The 14498-nt window shown below is 57.4% G+C and carries 11 protein-coding genes and 1 pseudogene; 3 read left to right on the top strand and 9 right to left on the bottom strand.

Annotation, left to right across the window (positions count from 1 at the left end; translation table 11 throughout):
• The first annotated feature begins 6 nt into the window (after window positions 1-6).
• The 3 genes from AC2D8P_RS04730 to AC2D8P_RS04720 are packed head-to-tail and all read left to right on the top strand — an operon-like array spanning window position 7 to window position 5427.
• Entirely contained in the window at window positions 7-1035 is a 1029-nt protein-coding gene (locus AC2D8P_RS04730) for a quaternary amine ABC transporter ATP-binding protein (RefSeq protein WP_484700929.1), read from the top strand.
• Between the two features lies 1 nt (window position 1036).
• Entirely contained in the window at window positions 1037-3010 is a 1974-nt protein-coding gene (locus tag AC2D8P_RS04725) for an ABC transporter permease (RefSeq protein WP_484700928.1), read from the top strand.
• On the top strand, window positions 3007-5427 hold the full coding sequence (locus tag AC2D8P_RS04720; RefSeq protein WP_484700927.1) for a trimethylamine N-oxide demethylase: 2421 nt from the start codon (window positions 3007-3009) through the stop codon (window positions 5425-5427). The genes AC2D8P_RS04725 and AC2D8P_RS04720 overlap by 4 nt, the downstream gene beginning before the upstream one ends.
• Here the strand turns inward: AC2D8P_RS04720 and AC2D8P_RS04715 are convergent.
• The 9 genes and pseudogenes from AC2D8P_RS04715 to AC2D8P_RS04675 all read right to left on the bottom strand — a co-directional run bounded on the left by AC2D8P_RS04715 (window position 5399) and on the right by AC2D8P_RS04675 (window position 14485).
• On the bottom strand, window positions 5399-5962 hold the full coding sequence (locus tag AC2D8P_RS04715) for a thioredoxin family protein (protein ID WP_484700926.1): 564 nt from the start codon (window positions 5960-5962) through the stop codon (window positions 5399-5401). The two genes, AC2D8P_RS04720 and AC2D8P_RS04715, sit on opposite strands and share 29 nt — an antisense overlap.
• A gap of 142 nt (window positions 5963-6104) precedes the next feature.
• Entirely contained in the window at window positions 6105-7607 is a 1503-nt protein-coding gene (amaB, locus tag AC2D8P_RS04710; RefSeq protein ID WP_484700924.1) for an L-piperidine-6-carboxylate dehydrogenase, read from the bottom strand.
• Between the two features lie 359 nt (window positions 7608-7966).
• The gene (gene phoB, locus AC2D8P_RS04705) at window positions 7967-8659 is read right to left on the bottom strand and encodes a phosphate regulon transcriptional regulator PhoB (protein ID WP_484700922.1); all 693 of its coding nucleotides are present in this window, start codon (window positions 8657-8659) and stop codon (window positions 7967-7969) included.
• A 12-nt stretch (window positions 8660-8671) separates the two neighbouring features.
• Window positions 8672-9382 carry a phosphate signaling complex protein PhoU gene (gene phoU / locus AC2D8P_RS04700; protein ID WP_484700920.1) on the bottom strand — a complete coding sequence of 237 codons (711 nt, stop codon included), beginning with the start codon at window positions 9380-9382 and terminating at the stop codon, window positions 8672-8674.
• A gap of 11 nt (window positions 9383-9393) precedes the next feature.
• Complete coding sequence (pstB, locus tag AC2D8P_RS04695; RefSeq protein ID WP_484700919.1) at window positions 9394-10194, bottom strand: phosphate ABC transporter ATP-binding protein PstB; 801 nt, start codon at window positions 10192-10194, stop codon at window positions 9394-9396.
• 19 nt (window positions 10195-10213) lie between these two features.
• Entirely contained in the window at window positions 10214-11236 is a 1023-nt protein-coding gene (gene pstA / locus AC2D8P_RS04690) for a phosphate ABC transporter permease PstA (protein ID WP_484701109.1), read from the bottom strand.
• Between the two features lie 288 nt (window positions 11237-11524).
• Window positions 11525-11998 (bottom strand): annotated as a pseudogene (locus tag AC2D8P_RS04685) (DUF3333 domain-containing protein); the annotation flags it as partial.
• A 19-nt stretch (window positions 11999-12017) separates the two neighbouring features.
• Window positions 12018-13394, bottom strand: a complete 1377-nt coding sequence (gene pstC / locus AC2D8P_RS04680; RefSeq protein WP_484700917.1) for a phosphate ABC transporter permease subunit PstC — start codon at window positions 13392-13394, stop codon at window positions 12018-12020.
• A gap of 110 nt (window positions 13395-13504) precedes the next feature.
• Window positions 13505-14485 carry a substrate-binding domain-containing protein gene (locus AC2D8P_RS04675; protein ID WP_484700915.1) on the bottom strand — a complete coding sequence of 327 codons (981 nt, stop codon included), beginning with the start codon at window positions 14483-14485 and terminating at the stop codon, window positions 13505-13507.
• Window positions 14486-14498 lie beyond the last annotated feature (13 nt).

Raw genomic sequence — 14498 nt, 5'->3', positions numbered from 1 at the left:
ACCAAAATGAATGACTCAGCACCGGTTATTTCCGCAAAAAATGTCTGGAAGGTTTTTGGGGATAATCCCAAGAAATACCTGGAACAAATGCCAGAAGGGCATTCATTCGACCAAATCCGGGCGGACGGATACATCGCTGGCGTAAAAGATGTGTCCATAGACGTCGGACGCGGAGAGATGTTGGTCATCATGGGCCTGTCCGGTTCGGGCAAGTCCACATTGGTTCGCTGCTTTTCCCGCCTTCACGACATCACCGGCGGCTCGATAGAGGTTGAAGGCCAGGACATCATGTCCCTGTCTGAAAATGAGCTGATCGATCTGCGCCGCAACAAGATGGGCATGGTGTTTCAATCTTTCGGATTGCTGCCCCACCGCACGGTACTGGACAATGTCGCCTTCCCGCTGGAAATGCGCGGGCAGGATCGTCACACCCGCCGCGAACGCGCGCTAGAGGTAATTAAACTGGTCGGCCTGGAAGGCCGCGAAGATTATTTTCCCCGGGAACTGTCGGGGGGCCAGCAACAGCGTGTCGGCATCGCCCGCAGCCTGGCCATTGAACCCGACCTGTGGTTCCTGGACGAACCATTTTCCGCACTTGATCCCCTGATCCGCCGCGAAATGCAGGATGAATTCCTGCGGCTTCAGGAAATGCTGGGCAAAACCATTGTGTTCATCACCCACGATTTTGACGAGGCGCTGCGACTGGCTGATCGGATCGCGATCATGAAGGACGGGGCCGTCGAACAATGCGACACGCCCGATCAGATCGTTTTGAACCCGCAGACGCCCTATGTACGAAAATTCACTGAAGAGATTGAAAAATCGCGCGTCGTGCACGCCCGCGTTCTGGCCAACCCGGTGAATGGCAGCAGTATCGAGGGCGATCCGGTTCGCGCCGGCCACACGATCCTGCAGCTTGCACGACAGCTGGTCAATGATACCCGACCAGAACTGCCTGTTGCAGACCGCCACGGTAAAATGATCGGTATTCTCAACCGTCAAGAAGCACTCGACGTCTTGCTGGGGAAAGAATGACATGGCCGATATCTCAATCGATATAGACGGCAAAACCGGCGGGCTTAGCCAAACACGCGTGCTGCAGATTATGCTCGCGATTGCGGTTCTGTTGACGATTTCTCGGCCAATATTGCCCGATTTTCTGGTGCGCCTCCCCGAGGAATGGGTGCCACCGCTGGCGATGTGGATGGATGCGGTCTTTAACTTCATCATTCAGGATTTGAAGCTGGCAGTTCTGACGCGCTGGATCGCCGAGGGACCGTTGGAATTTATGCTCGATACCACGGCGAACCTGCTTTACGGCAAACGCCGCTGGCCGAATATCGGCCCAATCCCATGGACCGCGATCGCCGCAGCCGCCGCTGTTGTGGGCTATTATCTGGGCGGTTGGCGTATGGCGCTGTTGGCGGGGGGCACCTTTGTCTGGACCGCTCTGATCGGGCAATGGACAATTGCAATGCAGACCATGTCTGTGCTGGTTGTTGCCGCGCCTCTGGCCTTTCTGACCGGTCTAATTCTGGGCATCGTCGCGTGGAAATGGTCTTGGTTTGACCGTGCTTTAAGACCGGTTCTGTCCATCCTGCAGACCCTGCCCTTCTTCACCTATCTTTTGCCCGCCGTGATCTTCTTCAAGGTCGGGCCAACTGCCGGGGCCGTTGCAACAATCGTCTATGCGATCCCGCCGATGATTTTGATGACAACGCTGGGCCTGAAAAAAGTGTCGCCCGAGGTGATCGAAGCCGGGAAAATGTCCGGCTGCACGCGCTGGCAAATGCTGCGATCCGTCTATCTGCCTGCGGCACGAACGGAAATTCTGGTGGGCGTCAACCAAGTGATCATGTTGTGCCTGGCGATGGTGGTTCTAACCGCCTTTATCGGCATGCCCGGGCTTGGTGCCAAGCTTCTAGCGATGATGGGATCGTTCAAATTGGGCCGCAGCTTTGAGATCGGCGTGACGATTGTGCTGATGGCTGTGATGCTGGATCGCTTATCAAAGGCCTGGGTTGTCAAACTGCCAGAACATCACGAACGTGGCACCCCTTGGTGGAAACAACATATTTATCTTGTCTCAGCGATTGGCGCTTTCGTCGCCTTTCTGATCCTTGCACAGTTTATCCAGGTCTTCGATCAAATCGGTCGCCGTCAGGATTTCTCTCAAGGCAAGGAAATCGACGGTCTGATCAAATCCTTCCTGGCCATTGATGTGGTGCGGGGCGTTACAGGTTGGTTGCGCTGGTTCCTGAATGTCTGGATCCTGATCCCCTTCCGCAACGCGCTTTTGTGGATCCCGACACCGGCCTTTATCCTGTTCATCGTGTCGTTTGCCTACTATGTCGGCGGCAAACGCCCGGCGATTTTGGCGGCGATCTTTTTCTCGATCATCGCGCTGACCGGATGGTGGGACAGATCAGTCATCACGTTCTATGCGGTGATCTCTGCCGTGATCCTGTCAATGTTTATCGGCATCCCGTTGGGCATGTGGGCGTCGCGCAGCGAACGTTGGTCAAAACGGATCTTGCTGGCCTGTGATACGGCGCAGACTTTCCCCAGCTTCATCTACCTGATTCCGGCGATCATGCTCTTTGGCGTCAACGACGTGGCGGTGGTTTTCTCGATCATCATTTTCACCACGGTTCCGCTAACCCGCTACACGATCGAGGGGCTGCGCACCGTGCCACCTGAACTGACAGAGGCGGCAGACATGTCCGGGGCCACGGCCCGGCAGAAGATGGTGAATGTGCAATTGCCACTGGCCCTGCCGACCATGGCGGTCGGGTTCAATCAGGCGATCATCTTTGCCTTCTTCATGGTCATCATCGCCGCCTTTATCGGCACGCAAGACCTGGGTCAGGAACTGCAGAAAACTCTGGCTGGCACCGAACTTGGCAAAAACATCGTGCTGGGGATCAATGTCTCGTTGATGGCGCTGACGTTCGACACGGCGATCCGGACCTGGGCAGAACGCCGTAAGCAAGCATTGGGACTAGGATGAACAAGATGCTGACAATCAACCCGGTTTTAGAGGTCCCTTGGGAACGCTCTGGCGTGATCGCACCGGGCCTGCCCATCCTGCCGCACGGGGTTGAACGCTATCCCGTGCCAGGAGGCGGATCGCGGGCTGTCCCCATCTATGCAGGCGATGAGATCATCATCCTTGACCGCGAGGGCCTGCAAGAGGGGGAGCTTGTCTTCTTTGCACCCGACCGCACCTCTGATGCGGCCAGATTGGGCACCAGCGGGCATGGCCGGCCAGAGGCCACAATTCAGACTCTGGCAAACGGATCCCGCTCTGGCGCCAAGGTATTGAAAGCCCTGTCAACAGCCGGGTTCAAGATCGACAAGGGCGACGGCATCCGCGTCTTTGCCGACGGCTCCCGCCCCGGTGACATGGAAACCTTCACAGCTGACTCCGATGGCCTATTGATCGTCGCGGCCCCCGGCGGCCCGATGCGACCCCAGGCCCAGAATGCGCCCACGGAATTGATCCTTTATGTCCGACGGCTAAATCCCGCCCCCGGAAAGGCGAATATCGGCCCTCCGGACCCGCTGGCGGACCCGCTGCAAGATATCAATATTCAACCGGGCAACGCGGTGTCGTATGAGGTGAAGAAAGGCGAATTCATCCAGATTTTGGACGTCAAAGGCCGTGAATGCAGTGATTTTCAGGCCTTTTCGCTCCGCGCTTTGGATGACGGGCTGGAACGCGAGATCGACCCGACAACGACGCGTTCACTTAATGGGGGTCTGTACCCCAATCCCGGTATGTTTTCGAAATACTGGACCGTAGATCAGGAACCGCTGGCAGAGGTCGTTCAAGACACCTGCGGGCGCCATGACACATTCGGGCTGGCCTGTACCGCGCGTTATTACGAGGATCTGGGCTATCCGGGTCATGTGAACTGTTCGGACAATATCAATAAGGACCTGTCCACGAATTACGGCATCCGACCGCGGGCTGGCTGGCCGGCGATCAACTATTTCTTCAACACCATACTGGATGACACAAACGCCATCAGCATGGATGATCCATGGTCGCGCCCGGGTGATTATGTGCTCTTGCGGGCGCTCAGTGATCTGGTCTGCGTCAGCACCGCCTGCCCCTGCGATGTGGATCAGGCGAATGGATGGAACCCAACCGACATTCAAGTTCGGACTTACAAATCGGGCGAGGATTTCCGCCCGTCGATCGGCTATCGAAAATCTGCGGAGGCGGAAGTGGAAGAAACGAAAAAAACCGGATTTCATGATTGTTTTGCGCGCCATACGCGCGACTTCGTGGAATATAACGGCTACTGGCTGCCCAACACGTTTGCCAATCATGGCACGCTGGAAGAATACTGGGCCGTGCGGGAAAAAACCGCCGTGATGGATTTGTCCCCACTGCGCAAATACGAGGTCACCGGCCCGGATGCCGAAAAACTCCTGCAAATGTGTCTGACCCGAAACATCAAGAAGCTCAGCGTTGGTCAGGTCATGTATTCGGCCATCTGTTATGAACATGGCGGCATGATGGATGACGGCACGATCTATCGCCTAGGCGACATGAATTTCCGCTGGATCGGGGGCAACGACACGTCCGGCCTGTGGCTGCGCGAACAGGCGCAAAAACACGGGCTGAATGCCTGGGTGCGCAGTTCGACCGATCAATTGCACAATATCGCCGTTCAGGGGCGCAATTCTCGTGACATTCTGGACAAGGTCTTCTGGACCCATCCACAGCAAGCCACCATTCAGGAACTTGGCGTCTTCCGCCTGACCATCGGCCGCGTGGGTGATATCCGGGGCACATCGGTTGTCATTTCGCGCACCGGATACTCCGGCGAATTGGGGTACGAGATTTTCTGCCATCCAAAAGATGCCCCGGAAATCTTTGACAAGGTATGGGAGGCCGGACAGGAATACGGCCTGACCCCGCTGGGCCTCGCGGCATTGGATATGATGCGGATAGAGGCTGGCCTGATTTTCGCCGGGTCAGAATTTGACGATGAAACCGACCCGTGGGAGGCCGGGATCGGCTTTACCGTGCCTTTGAAGTCAAAAGAGGACGATTTTATCGGTCGGGCCGCGTTGGAAGATCGCAAGGCCCACCCGCACCGCAAGCTTGTAGGCTTTGAGGTCGAGGGCGGTGTCGTTCCAGTCCCCGGCGATTGCGTGCGCATTGGAAAGGCCCAGGTGGGCACCATCACGTCCGCGATGAAATCCCCAATCCTTGGCAAAGTCATCGCGTTGGGTCGGGTTTCTGTGACACATGCTGAACCCGGAACGACGATTGAAATCGGCCAATTGGACGGTTTGCAAAAACGGCTGAGGGCCACGGTATCGACCTTCCCGCATTTTGATCCGACAAAGGATCGGGTGAAGGGCAACTATCCCGAAGAAATCAAACCGAAGTCGCTTGCTTCCATTTGATTGAACAGCCCATGGACGGGACCTGATCATCAGGTCCCTTTCCGGTTTCCGCCACTGCTTTCATCGCTTCGAACAAATCTCGCCGCAAATCGCCGGGCCCAGCCTCGCGACGGGAGGCGTCCAACCTGCCCCGATATTGCAGTTCCAAGTCGCCATTGAAGCCATAGAAATCAGGCGTACACACCGCATCATAGGCCCGTGTAACTGACTGATCCTCATCATGCAGATAGGGAAAGGTGAAACCCTGCTGCGCCGCCATGACGGCCATGTTTTCAAAGCTGTCATCAGGATAGGTTTCGGCATCGTTAGAACAGATCGCAGCAACCCCGACGCCCAAATCTGCCAGTTCCTGCGCATCGCGAACGATCCGATCAATCACCGCCAGAACGTAAGGGCAGTGATTGCAGATAAACATGATCAGCGTGCCATTTTCCCCGCGAATATCATCCAGACGATAACGTTTGCCGTCCGTGCCCGGCAAATCGAAATCCGGGGCCGCCCAGCCAAAATCACAAACCGGTGGGATCGCTGCCATGTCGTTTCGCTCCTGTGCTGATCAACTCAGCGCTGATGTTCGGCCATTCACCCGAAATTGGCAAGCCGATGCCATTGGCCCCCACAAATGAAAAGGGCGGCGGAGCCTAAACTCCACCACCCTTACAACTCAGCGTCTCAGATTAAATGTCGAACTTGATCCCCTGCGCCAGTGGCAATTCTCGGGAGTAATTGACCGTGTTGGTCTGACGGCGCATGTATCCTTTCCAGGCGTCTGATCCGCTTTCGCGGCCACCGCCGGTTTCCTTCTCGCCGCCAAAGGCCCCGCCGATCTCGGCGCCCGATGGGCCGATATTGACATTGGCGATCCCGCAATCGGACCCGGCGGCAGACAGGAATTGTTCGGTCTCGCGCACATCGGTCGAGAATATGCAGGATGACAGCCCCTGCGGCACGGCGTTTTGCATCTCGATCGCCTGCTCCAACGTCTTGTATTTCACCGCATAAAGGATCGGGGCAAAGGTTTCGTGATGCATGATTGCGGATTGCTCTGGCATTTCAACAATCGCCGGGTTCACATAGGCGGCATTTGGGAAATTCTCTGCCAGCACCTGACCGCCCCCGTGAACCGTACCGCCCTCTGCCTGCGCCTGTTTCAGCGCCCGCGTCATGGCGGTCATCGCGCCATCATCGATCAACGGCCCGACCAGCGTGCCATCGGCCAATGGATCGCCAATGGGCAAGCCCTGATAGGCCTTGATCAGGCGCGGGATCAGTTGATCATAGATATCTTCGTGTACGATCAGGCGACGCAAGGTGGTGCAACGCTGCCCGGCCGTGCCGACAGCCGAAAACACGATTGCCCGCAGCGCCATTTCCAGATCGGCAGACGGCGCGACGATCATCGCATTGTTGCCGCCCAGTTCCAGAATTGTACGGCCCAGACGCTTGGACATATCGCCTGCCACAGCGCGGCCCATGGGCACCGATCCGGTGGCAGAGATAATCGCAACATCGGGTGACGCCGTCAGAGCCTCCCCCAGATCGCGTTCGCCGATCACCACCTGAAACAGCCCGTCAGGGGCATCACCGCCAAACCGCGCGACCGCCCGGTCACAGATTTTTTGCGTGGCGAGCGCCGTCAGCGGGGTTTTTTCCGACGGTTTCCAGATCACCGGATCGCCGCAGACAATCGCCAGCGCTGCGTTCCAGCACCATGGCGCCACCGGGAAATTAAAGGCAGTGATCACCCCGCAGGTGCCCATCGGATGCCATGTTTCGCGCATTGCATGACCCGGACGTTCGGACGCAATGGTCAGGCCGTATAGCTGACGGGACAGGCCAACCGCGAAATCGCAGATGTCGATCATCTCCTGCACTTCGCCCAGACCTTCCTGATAGATTTTGCCGCATTCCAGCGTCACCAACCGGCCCAGGTTTTCCTTCTCGGCGCGCAATTCTTCGCCCAACAGGCGGATCAGTTCGCCGCGACGCGGGGCGGGCACCATCCGCCATTTCAGAAAGGCCGCCTTGGCCTTGGCGATTTTCGCTTCCGTCTCGGCAACGCTATCTATGGCCAGATCGGCGATCTGACTGCCATCGACGGGCGTGAACACCGGCAGACCACCGGCTGATAGTTCGGATGACTCAAAGCCATTTGCGGCAAGAATGTCAGAATGTGACATGGGGCAGTTCCTTAAAAATTGGCGGGCGCAAACCTGTGCGACATCCGCAATGACCATTTCACGCGGAGTTTGACATGATTCATCATAACATTCGATCAAAAGAAACTCTCAGACACATGAGAATTGGTCATCAGGGGCGCTGCCCCTCTGGCCCGTTGGGCCATTCACCCCGAGGTATTTTTGGCGAAAGGAAGCGGGGGTCGCGATCATCTTGATACGTCTCACAGGTGCCTTTACCCGGGGCTCCGCCCGTTCGCGGCTGAATTGATCCACTGGATCAATTCCAGGACGCCGCCTTTACCCAGGGCTCCGCCCGTTCGCGGCTGAATTGATCCACTGGATCAATTCCAGGACGCCGCTCACCCCAAAGAATAACCAGATCCACGAACGGTGCGGATCGGGTCAGAGTTTCCACCTTCTTTCAATGCCTTACGCAAACGCCCCACATGGACGTCCACGGTGCGCGTATCCACGTAAATATCACGCCCCCAGACCCGATCCAAAAGCTGTTCGCGGCTCCAGACTCGACCGGGTTTTTCCATTAATGTAGACAACAGACGAAACTCTGTCGGGCCCAGTTGCAAAGGCGTCTTGCCCCGTGTCACCCGATGGGTTTCGGCATTCAGGACAATGTCGTCATATTCCAGCACCTCACCCGCGCTGGCAGGTCGGATGCGGCGCAGCTGCGTGCGCAGGCGCGCCATCAGTTCGACCACAGAATAGGGTTTGACCATATAGTCATCGGCCCCGGTTTCCAGACCGCGCACCTTGTCGACCTCTTCGCTGCGGGCCGACAGCATGATGATCGGGATGTCGCGCGTGTCGCTACGGGATTTCAACTGCCGACAGATCTCGATCCCCGATACATGCGGCAACATCCAATCCAGAAGAATCAGATCGGGGGCTTCTTCCTCAACCATCAACAGCGCCTCTTCGCCGTTCTCGGCCTGAACAACCTCATAACCCTCGGCTGTCAGGTTGTAGATCAGGACCTCGCGCTGCGCGAACTCATCCTCGACGACCAGAACTCTGGGTTTGCCCTGCGATGCCATTGTGGCCTCCTGTTATTCTGCCGCCCCAGTGAAAGAGGTCTTATCCCCTTTGGAACGCCCCTCATCCGGAATCTCACCCGTGGCCAGAAAGATCACCTGTTCAGCGATGCTGGTCACATGATCGCCCATCCGCTCGATGTTTTTGGCAATGAAATGCATATGCATGCAGGCGGTGATATTGCGCGGATCTTCCATCATATGGGTCAGCAGCGACCGAAACAGCGCGTTATAGATCTGATCCACCTCGATATCGCGGTCGCGCACATCGTGGGCAAGCGCAGCGTCGCGCTGAATATAGGAATCCAGCACATCCTTCAGCATCAATTCCACCGCCTGCGCCATGCGCCGGATCATCGCCACCGCATCATCGACCTCTGGCAGCTGCGCCAAAACGCTGGTTCGTTTGGCGATGTTTTTGGCGTAATCGCCAATCCGTTCCAGATTGCCGGACACTTTCATCACCGTCAGGATGGTGCGCAGATCGCCAGCTGTCGGCGCGCGAAGGGCAATGATTTTCGCAGCCTCTTCGTTGATCTGCAATTCCAGCGCATCGATCTGTTTGTCGGCCTTTCGGATGTCTTCGGCCAGTTCTTCGTTGCGTTCTACCAGCGCCAGGGTGGAATCGTGGATGGCCCGTTCGACCAGCCCGCCCATTTTGATGATTTGCGCCTGAACCGTTTCAAGTTCACGGTCAAATGCGCGGAAAATATGATCTGATGTCATGTCTGTTGTCCTTATCCGATCCGACCAGTGATATAGCTTTCTGTCCGCGGGTCCTGCGGGTTGGTGAAAATCTGCGCGGTTTCGCCAAATTCCACCAGCGATCCCAGGTGGAAGAAGGCGGTTTTCTGGCTGACACGCGCCGCTTGTTGCATAGAGTGGGTGACGATCACGACAGAAAACCGCTCGCGTAGCTCATAGATCAGTTCCTCGACCTGAGAGGTCGCAATCGGATCCAACGCCGAACAGGGTTCATCCATCAGCAACACTTCGGGCCGGGTGGCAATGGCGCGTGCGATACACAATCGCTGCTGCTGGCCGCCAGACAGGCCAGTTCCCGGCGCGCTCAGCCGATCCTTGACCTCATCCCAGATGGCCGCACGGCGCAGGGATTTTTCGACAATCTCGTCCAGTTCGGCCGTGGTCTGGGCCATGCCGTGAATGCGCGGGCCATAGGCCACATTGTCATAGATCGATTTGGGGAACGGGTTTGGTTTCTGAAACACCATGCCCACCTTGGCGCGCAGTTGCACCGGATCGACGCGGCGGTCATAGATATCCTCGTCATCCAGGCGGATGTCACCTTCGACCCGGCAGATGTCGATCGTGTCATTCATCCGGTTGAGACAGCGCAGAAAGGTCGATTTCCCGCAGCCGGACGGTCCGATAAAGGCGGTGACCGATTTGTCCTCGATCTCGACATTCAGATCCTTGATTGCGTGGGTATCGCCATAATAGACCTGCACCCCGCTCGCGGTGATCTTGATATTCTTCTGGTCCACGTTGTTCTCCAGTTTCGGGGCCGTATCGTACATTTCTTGCAACCTTACATGATTACCAGCGGCGTTCGAATTTCTTGCGCAGGATGATCGCGATGATGTTCATCAGGATAAGGAACACCAACAGCACACAGATCGCCGCGGCGGTTCGCGCCTCAAACGCTTGTTCGGGGAAGTCTGACCAACGGAACACCTGCACCGGCAGAACCGTGGCGCTGTCGGTCACGCCGGTGGGCACATCCACGATAAAGGCGACCATTCCAATCATGATCAACGGGGCCGTTTCGCCCAGCGCCTGCGCCATGCCGATGATGGTGCCGGTCAGGATGCCGGGCATCGCCAAGGGCAACACATGATGGAAACTTGCCTGCACGGGCGACGCCCCAACACCCAGCGCCGCATCACGGATCGACGGTGGCACCGCCCGGATCGCGGCACGCGCGGCAATGATAATGGTGGGCAAGGTCATCAGCGCCAGCACGATACCACCGGCCAAGGGCGCCGACCGCGGCACGCCGACCACATTCAGAAACACAGCCAAGCCCAACAAACCAAAGACAATTGAGGGAACAGCAGCCAGGTTGTTGATATTAACCTCAATAAAGCCGGTCAGGCGGTTCTTGGGCGCAAATTCTTCCAGATAGATCGCGCCAAAGACACCAATGGGAAAGGCCAGTGCAAAGGTCACCATCATGGTCCAGAACGACCCAACAGCCGCCCCCCAGATCCCCGCCAGTTCTGGCGCACGGCTATCGGCAGAGGTGAAAAAGCGGGCGTTGAACACGGTCTCGATCGCGCCGTCATCCTTCAGCGTTTCCAGCCAGGCAATCTGGTGGTCGTTGATCTTGCGCAATTTTTCCGGCAGTTCAGTGATGTAGAAGGACCAATCAGCCGAATTGGTGATCTCCTCTTTGGGGGCCACCAAAATCTCTGCCGTTCCGCCGTTCTCAGACACGTCGGTCAGGCGCAACCACCCACCTCCGGCCTTGATCAGCAACGATGCGGTTTTGTCATCCACGTCTTCTGATCCGCCGGTGCTGCGGGCATTGGCTTCGATCGCTTCCGCCTCTGCGGTCAGATCGGCGCGCTTGTTTTCGGCTTTCTCGGCTTTGGCGATCAATGCGTCACGCTCTTCGCCTGTTTTCGCTACAGACGCCTGCTGGGTGTAAACATTGACTGCATTTTGCTGCCGCTCAGCTTTGACACGCAGCGCAGCCGCATCTTCCAGCAGCTTTGCACGGGCAACAGTCAGGGCCTGGGCAAAATCCGCTGCATCCGACGTGACTGTGAAGTCCTTGCGCCCTCTTGCCTCTATCGTCAGGTGCCCCGAAACAGGGTGCGGCGCCAACGCGCCATAACCGCCCTTGAAATACAGATCTGTCACGTCCGATCCCAGGTAGGCATAGGTCAGACCCTGATCCAGATAGGCCGGATTTTCCGCAACCTCATCGGCTAACTCATAAGGTGCACCACCAGAAATCAGCGCCCTGAGCGCCTTGCGCTGTGGACGGCCAGAGGCCTCGGGGAACCGCGCCGCCAGCGCGGCATAGGCGGCGTCTGTGAAATCGGCCCGCCGAATGTCATCGGCACCGGCCCCGTCGGGCAGGTCCAGAACATCCGCACCGAACTCTGTCTCCAGAACAATGTAGCTTTCCGTCAGCGCGCCGGTGGCTTTGGTCAACACTGATCCCAACAGGGACACCAGTGCCAGCGCCGCAACGCCAATTGCCAAAATGCCATAAGCCTTCAACCGCCATTCAGCGCGGCGACGCTTTCGCACGTAGGCTGTCGTGGCAAACAGGCTGCCGGGTTTAGCCTTTGGGGTGGAAGATGCAGTCATATCAGTCATTTCCCAAGCCTCACTCATACCGTTCGCGGTATTTGCGCACGACACGCTGCGCTAGAATGTTCATCACCAGCGTCATCATGAACAACGCAAAACCCAATGCAAAGGCCGGCCCAGCGGCGGTTTCGGCCTCTGTATCGCCGGTGATCAGCGCCACGATCTGCACGGTCACGGTTGTCACGGCCTCTAGCGGGTTCGCGGTCAGGTTCGCGCCCTGCCCTGCGGCCATCACCACGATCATGGTTTCCCCAATCGCACGGCTGATGCCCAGCAATATCGCCGACACGATCCCCGGCAGCGCCGCGGGCAGGACCACTTGGCGCATGGTTTCAGCCTTGGTCGCGCCCACGCCCAACGATCCGTCACGCAGGCTTTGCGGAACCGCGTTGATCACATCGTCAGATAGTGAGGAAATGAAAGGAATAATCATGATCCCCATCACGACACCCGCCGCCAGCGCGGATTCAGAGGCCACGGTCAGCCCGATCGCCTCGCCCGAATTGCGGATCATCGGGGCCAGTGTGATTGCTGCGAAAAACCCGTAAACAACCGTCGGAATTCCAGCCAGAATCTCCAGCATCGGCTTGGCAATGGCGCGCACGGGCTTTGACGCGAAATCCGACAAGTAAATCGCGGCAAACAGGCCCACAGGAACCGCCACCAGCATCGCGATCACCGTAATCAGCAGCGTCCCGGCAAAGAGCGGCAGCGCGCCGACCTTTTCTGAATCCATTTTCCCCTCGAACACACCTGACAGCGGGCTCCAGTTGGTGCCAAACAGAAACTGATCAATCCGCCAGCCTATCGCCCCAAAGAACCGGGTGGTTTCAAAGATCAGCGACAGGAAAATCCCAACCGTGGTCAGAACCGCAATTCCGGCCATCATCAACAACAGGCTACGGATGATCCGTTCAGACCGATTGCGCGCGCGCCATTCGGCAGAAACCCGCTTCACCCCGAACCATCCGGTCAGAACTGAGATGCCAACGGTGACAACCAGCGAGATCCAACCCTGCAGTGACGACAGGCGACCAAAGCGGCCTGCAATCTCTTCGCGCAGCGGATCAGTGTCAGAGGCGACAAGACCCAGCGACAGCGCCCGCGCGTCATTCAGGATCAGGTTCCAATCCAGCGGGCGGCCATCAGGCAACGCGGCCTTGACCTGCGCCAGCAGCGATTGTTCAGCGATCCATCCGCCGACAACGGTCAGAACCAGCAGCACCCCCCAACCGGCAATCAACGTGCACAGCAGGCTGAACAGCCCATGCTGATGCGGACGTGAATGCAGCCGGGTACCATCCCCGTCAGCAATTGCCAGCGCCCGGTTGCGCGATCCCAGATAGGCCAACCCGGCGATCAGGGCCACAAGTCCGAAAAGGATCAAAGACATTTTCGCGGTTTCCGTCTGTGTCTTGTGGTCCGGTTGCGGACCGTGGGGTCTTCATTGAAAAACCGGGGCAAGGCGCGCCCCGGTCTTATCTCACATTATTGAGGCAACAATCAGTAGTTCGCCTCGGTCAGGGTCGGCAAATTGTCCACACCGTCCTGGTTTGCCTCCATCAGATCGCCGCTGACAGGGATCATGCCCAGATCGGTCAGATAGCCGTCTTCGCCGTTGTTATCGACGAATTCCTGCGCATATTCCAAAATGCCCGGAACCACATCGATATGGGCGTGCTTGATGTAAAAGAACATCGAACGCGACACCGGATAATCACCAGATGCGATATTGTCGAAAGTCGGCTCAACGTCGTCAATGATCGACCCTTTGATCGCATCAGCGTTCTGATCGAGGAAGGAAAACCCAAAGATGCCCAGCGCCCGGTCGTTTGCTTCCAGTTTCGACACGATCAGGTTGTCGTTTTCACCAGCTTCGACATAAACACCGTCTTCGCGGATCTCGGTCGCGATCTCGTCGCAGTTTTCAACACCTGCTTCGTGACAACCCTCTTCCATGACCAGCTCTTCAAACGCGTCACGGGTGCCAGAGGTAGGCGGCGGGCCCAGAACCTCGATTTTCACATCCGGCAGGGTTGGATCAATGTCAGACCACAGCTCTGGTTTCGGGCCATGCTCGGCCAGCGCTTCCCAAATCTGGGCGCGGGTCAGTTCGTAATCCGGGCCGGAATTGGCATTGGCAACAACGATCCCGTCATAGCCTGCAACGATTTCAGTAAACTCAACACTGTTTTCGGCGCACAGGGCCACTTCTTTCAGTTTGATCCGGCGCGAGGCATTGGCGATGTCGGGATTCTCTGTTCCAACACCGGCACAGAACAGCTTCAGTCCACCGCCAGAACCAGTGGATTCGACGACCGGGGTCGAAAAGTCGGTGCTGCGACCGAATTGTTCAGCAACCGCAGTGGCAAACGGGAATACAGTGGATGAACCGACGATACGGATTTCGTCGCGGGCAGCAGCAGCCGTCGCAGATACGGCAGCAAGCGCCAGAGCAGAGACGGTCAGTTTTGCGAAGGTCATTGGACACTCCTAA

It is taken from the genome of Roseovarius sp. YIN77 (genome assembly GCF_057219155.1).
The sequence above is the reverse complement of the archived record's forward strand: the minus strand, read 5'-3'. Positions and strand labels throughout refer to the sequence as shown.

Excerpts from the sequence above, each read along its gene's own strand:
- AC2D8P_RS04730 (WP_484700929.1), top strand. The coding sequence starts at position 7 with ATGAATGACTCAGCACCGGTTATTTCCGCAAAAAATGTCTGGAAGGTT.
- AC2D8P_RS04725 (WP_484700928.1), top strand. The coding sequence starts at position 1,037 with ATGGCCGATATCTCAATCGATATAGACGGCAAAACCGGCGGGCTTAGC.
- AC2D8P_RS04720 (WP_484700927.1), top strand. The coding sequence starts at position 3,007 with ATGAACAAGATGCTGACAATCAACCCGGTTTTAGAGGTCCCTTGGGAA.
- AC2D8P_RS04715 (WP_484700926.1), bottom strand. The coding sequence starts at position 5,962 with ATGGCAGCGATCCCACCGGTTTGTGATTTTGGCTGGGCGGCCCCGGAT.
- amaB (WP_484700924.1), bottom strand. The coding sequence starts at position 7,607 with ATGTCACATTCTGACATTCTTGCCGCAAATGGCTTTGAGTCATCCGAA.
- phoB (WP_484700922.1), bottom strand. The coding sequence starts at position 8,659 with ATGGCATCGCAGGGCAAACCCAGAGTTCTGGTCGTCGAGGATGAGTTC.
- phoU (WP_484700920.1), bottom strand. The coding sequence starts at position 9,382 with ATGACATCAGATCATATTTTCCGCGCATTTGACCGTGAACTTGAAACG.
- pstB (WP_484700919.1), bottom strand. The coding sequence starts at position 10,194 with ATGTACGATACGGCCCCGAAACTGGAGAACAACGTGGACCAGAAGAAT.
- pstC (WP_484700917.1), bottom strand. The coding sequence starts at position 13,394 with ATGTCTTTGATCCTTTTCGGACTTGTGGCCCTGATCGCCGGGTTGGCC.
- AC2D8P_RS04675 (WP_484700915.1), bottom strand. The coding sequence starts at position 14,485 with ATGACCTTCGCAAAACTGACCGTCTCTGCTCTGGCGCTTGCTGCCGTA.